This is a genomic window from Halopseudomonas sp. L-58 (assembly GCF_056859475.1).
Window position 1 is genome coordinate 1 of the sequence record NZ_JBSXON010000083.1, and the last position, 4,498, is coordinate 4,498.

Annotated in this window: 3 protein-coding genes and 3 pseudogenes; 3 read left to right on the top strand and 3 right to left on the bottom strand. The window is 59.8% G+C overall.

The genetic code is table 11. The annotated features are described in order from the left end of the window. Together AC13EY_RS16290 and AC13EY_RS16295 are read left to right on the top strand one after the other, a co-directional pair. On the top strand, positions 1 to 213 hold a 213-nt coding region (locus tag AC13EY_RS16290; protein ID WP_482875806.1), incomplete at its 5' end, for a hypothetical protein. Between the two features lie 37 nt (positions 214 to 250). Then, on the top strand, positions 251 to 1,582 hold the full coding sequence (locus AC13EY_RS16295; protein WP_335599617.1) for an autotransporter outer membrane beta-barrel domain-containing protein: 1,332 nt from the start codon (positions 251 to 253) through the stop codon (positions 1,580 to 1,582). Positions 1,583 to 1,693: 111 nt separating this feature from the next. On the opposite strand, the pseudogene ilvA reads toward AC13EY_RS16295, so the two are convergent. The 3 genes and pseudogenes from ilvA to AC13EY_RS16310 all read right to left on the bottom strand — a co-directional run. Further along, positions 1,694 to 2,644, bottom strand: a pseudogene (ilvA, locus tag AC13EY_RS16300) (threonine ammonia-lyase, biosynthetic); the annotation flags it as partial. A 264-nt stretch (positions 2,645 to 2,908) separates the two neighbouring features. After that, positions 2,909 to 3,922, bottom strand: a complete 1,014-nt coding sequence (locus tag AC13EY_RS16305) for a mechanosensitive ion channel family protein (RefSeq protein WP_335599618.1) — start codon at positions 3,920 to 3,922, stop codon at positions 2,909 to 2,911. A gap of 50 nt (positions 3,923 to 3,972) precedes the next feature. Next, positions 3,973 to 4,158 (bottom strand): annotated as a pseudogene (locus AC13EY_RS16310) (FKBP-type peptidyl-prolyl cis-trans isomerase); the annotation flags it as partial. A 94-nt stretch (positions 4,159 to 4,252) separates the two neighbouring features. Between AC13EY_RS16310 and AC13EY_RS16315 the strand changes: the two are divergent. Then, positions 4,253 to 4,396, top strand: a pseudogene (locus tag AC13EY_RS16315) (IS3 family transposase); the annotation flags it as partial. Positions 4,397 to 4,498: the final 102 nt, after the last annotated feature.

Below are 4,498 nucleotides of genomic sequence, written 5' to 3' on the forward strand. Positions count from 1 at the left end.
CAGGAACAACTCCTTGCGGGTTTGCTTGCGCTTGCCAGCGTACTCGGCGTCGGCGAAGGTCATCTGCTTCATCGGGAAACTCGGTGGGTGGGGTCGCGGTATTTTGCCAAATCAGAAAGTCTTTTTCAGAGTTTCCCTAAACGAATATATGCTGTTACCGATTGTCTATTTTCTGGCAATTTGGCAGGATGGCGCAGTTTGACATCATTTTAATATCGAGCAACGAGTCATCGTAGCCAGGGAGATAGCCTTGAATCTGAAAAAAATAATGCTGCCGTTCAGTCTGCTGAGTGGTCTGTGTCTGCCGATCGTCAGCCATGCAACCCCTGAACCAATGCAGCCGAGCCCTCCAGTAACGGTCCAGTACGGTGGCAGCACCTACACCATTTCATCGGTGTACACCTCCTATACTGCGAACCCCGATATCTTCACTGCACAGCCGTGGTGGGGGAACTCTGACCTGTCTTTTGGACTGGCCCAGTTGGTTGGGGATGCTGGAAACTTGGGCGTGTTTCTGCTATTTGGTTACGGTGTTGAAAACGACTTTGTTTCGATTGACTACTACACTGGGTCCGGCGTCAGTCACTGTCCGTCTGGTTGCCCCCGCGTGGATGATAACTACGACTACGCCATAATCAGCGAGCTGGTCACTCTGGCCTCTCTGTCTAACAGCCTGCAGTCCACTTCGCTGGGGTTGAGCTCGCTTAACAGCGGCCTGAATATGATGATCAACGGCGCCCACAGCCGCCCGCTGTCCCGCATGGTTGCCCCGGGTCAGAGCACCTTCTGGGTTGCTGGTGACTGGGGTACGGATGAACACGGCCAGCGCTCTGGCTCCACCGGCCTGGCTGAAGTCAGCGTTGGTCACAACTATGGTGCTGTGCAGCTCAATGCTTCTCTTGGCCAGACCTGGGCGCGTCAGAATTTGAGCAACAGCGGCCGTGCCGAAAGTGACGGTCAATACCTGATGATTGAGGGTATCGTTCCCGTCTCGGAACAGCACAAGGTATATGCCACGGTTGGCGCGTTTGGACACTGGGGTGAAGCGGACATTCGTCGCGGCTACATTAGCCTCAGCACTCCTGACTCTTCGAAGGGAAATGCCGACTCCAATACCTGGGGCCTGCGTGCACGTGTTGATTGGGTCGATGCTCTGTCCTTGGGAAATACTGGCATCAGCCCCTACGCTGACCTGAGCTACACACACTCCAAGCTGGATGGTTATACAGAGGAAGGCGGTACGAATCCTGCCAGCTTCGATAGCCGTACCGATCGTTTCACCGAAGCTCGACTGGGCTTTGGGACTGAAACACCGCTGAGCTGGCTGGCCGGGTACAACTTGGTAGCTAACCTCGAGGCGGCTCATCGTTTTGAGGATCGCAGTGCCGGTGTCAGTGGCTCTATTGATGGCCTGTTCGCTTTCAGCCTGCCCGGGGAAGACTACCAGAACGACTGGTTGAAGGCGGGTGTGGGGATCGAAGGTGCGCTGGGTGATGGCAAAGCCTCTTTGATGTTGAACGGCACCACCGACAGCGACCAGCCTGACATGTGGGTTGCTGCAAGTTACCAACTGGCGTTCTGATCCAGCCGGTTCTGCAGTTCGTCAAAAAGCCTCGGCAACTTAACCCGGTTGTCGGGGCTTTTTGCTTGCTGCTAGCGGCGGCCACCTGACTGCTCAATCGGTTGCGCTCCCACTCCGCTCAATCACCTGCCCCAGCCGGTCGAAATCGATATTGGCACCCGAGTTGATCGCAATCAGGGTTTGGTCGCGGATACCTTCGCGTCGCACGTATTCGCGCAAGCCAGCTACTGCCAGCGCGCCAGAGGGCTCGGTGATCGAGCGGGTGTCGTCATAAATCCTGCGTACGGCGCTGCAGATGGCGTCGTTACTGACGGTGATGACCTCGTCGACGTAGCGTCGGCAGAAGGCGAAATTGAGTTTGCCGATCTGCGCGACCGCGACGCCATCGGCAAAGCGCCCGACCGCTGGCAAGACCACACGGGCATCGGCCGCCAGTGCTGCCTGCAGGCAGGCGGATTCCTCCGACTCGACGCCGATCACCCGCACCTCTGGGCGCAGATACTTGATATACGCCGCTACCCCGGCGATCAGCCCGCCGCCACCGACCGGTACAAATACCGCGTGGAGTGCACCCTGATGCTGACGCAGCAGCTCCACCGCGACGGTTCCCTGGCCGGCGATCACATCCGGGTCGTCAAACGGCGGGACAAAGGTATAGCCATACTTGTCTGCCAGCTGCAGCGCGTGTGCCAGTGCTTCCGGGAAGCCGTCGCCGTGCAGCAGCGCAGTGGCGCCCCGGGCACAGACGCCTTCGACCTTCAGCTTTGGCGTGGTGGTGGGCATGACGATCAGCGCGCGCACGCCGAGTCGCTGGGCAGCAAGTGCCAGTCCCTGGGCATGGTTACCGGCTGACGCGGTGATGACGCCGCGCGCCCGCTCGCTTGGGCTCAGTCGGGCGACGCGGGTGTAGGCACCTCGGATCTTGAACGAGAACACCGGTTGCAGGTCTTCGCGCTTGAGCAGAACCTGATTGCCCAGGTCCGAGGACAGGCGCGGGGCGAATTGCAGCGGGGTCTCGGTCGCGACGTCATAGACCGGTGCCGACAGGATGCTGCCGACCAGATTGCGTAATCGTGCCGGGGCGTCGTCGTCACTCGGGTCGGTTTCGGTGTCGGTTGAAGAGAGGGATAGAGCAGTTGTCATACGGTCTCCTGATGCTTGTTTGCCCCGGAGACAGAATGAAAAAACCCGCCTCAGAGGCGGGTTTGGGTGCGCACGATGCTAGCCCGCCGTTGTGGGAATGGCGGTAATAATCATTCGGCTGGTCAGTGCGCGTGTGCTGGTCATGGGTCGAATCTAGCGGCTGTGCCGGTTATGGTCAACCGCTTATTCCTTTGGCGCCCCGGGGTCGAGCAGATCCTCACTGCCGCGGCTACGCTGGTCGGCAGCGATCTGCTCCTCGAGATCGGCCTGCACGCGGGTATCCACCGCAGCGGGTGCCCGAGTTTGCGTCGATGTTGCCGGTGGTGTGACGCCCGGGCTGGAGGCCGCCCCGCGCTCGCTCAGCTGTACCCGGTAGATCGGCTCTGGCATATCCATCCCGGCGGCTTCCAGTGCCAGCTTGACCTGGCGAATGCCCTCGCTCTTTACGCTGGCAAAGTCATGGCTGCGCTGGTCTACCCAGGCCTGATAGCGGATCTGGACGTTGGAGTCGCCCAGCGCGGTGATATAGGCGCGTGGCGGCGGTGTGTCCAGCACGCCCTCCAGCGTGTTCAGCACGTCAATGCCAATCTGCTGGGCGCGCACCAGATCCTCGTTGACACCAATGCCGACATCAAAGCCAAAGCGACGACTGGGGTTGCGGGTGTAGTTGAGCATCACACTGCTGAATACCAGGGCGTTGGGCAGGCGCAGGTGATTGCCGTCCAGCGTCATGAGGATGGTCGCCCGTGAGGTCAGGGCGACCACAATGCCTTCGTTGCCATCAATGACGACATGATCCTTCGGTGAAAACGGCTGCCGCAGACTCATGAGGATGCCGGCTAGGTAGTTTTCCATGGTGCTCTTGAAGGCGAAGCCGAGCGCCACCCCCATGACCCCGGCGGTACCCAGCACGGCGCCGACCAAGGCGGTGGCGTCCATGATCTCCAGTGCAATCAGCACGCCGATCAGGCTGATGACCCAGCGTACGGTGGTGCGGGTCAGTTCGCGCAGGAATGGGTTGCGCCGGGCAACCCGGTCCAGCATCTGTCGGCGGGCCAGCCAGCTTCCCAGCAGCCAGAAGCCGGCGACCACAATCAGCGCAAGCAGGAACAGCGGCAGTGCTGCCAGCAGGCTGTAGCACTCCTCCAACAGGCGTTGCAGGACGGCGTCCATGTTGAATGTCAGGGTCTCTGCCATGCTCGCTTCCTGTGTTGTGCCATGCCGCGGGTGGTTCGGCGAGGCGGTGGTCAGTCGTCGCGGGTGAGCACTTCCAGCAGCTCGATCTCGAACCGCAGGTTGCTGCCTGGTTTGATATGCTCGCCAACGCTGCGCTCGCCGTAGGCCAGTTCGGCAGGTACGAACAGCTGACGGCGACCACCGACCCGCATGCCCATCAGGCCCTGGTCCCAGCCCTTGATGACCCGACCGCCCCCGCTGTCAGAATAGTTGGAACCTCTACACATGTTAGAGTTTGAATCTCCAACCTGCGGCAGAGAGAAGGTTCCCATCAACTATTCCCCCGAGCGCCGCGAAGCCGTCGAAATCGCCACCTTGAACTGTCTTCACTGGTACAACCACCAACGGCTAGTGAGCTCGATTGGATATATACCGCCGGCAGAAGCTGAGGCAAACTTCTACCAGCAACACACCGGTCAGGCCATGGCCGCCTGACTTAAACGAAATGGTCTCCATGAAAGCCGGTGTGATTCACTATCGCCTATTTCCAGAGCAAATGGGACAAGCGGATCTATGAGGCATGGTCTGAAAGGAGTG

Bases quoted from the DNA above. Each gene is read 5' to 3' on its own strand.
- AC13EY_RS16305 (WP_335599618.1), bottom strand. From the start codon at position 3,922: ATGGCAGAGACCCTGACATTCAACATGGACGCCGTCCTGCAACGCCTG.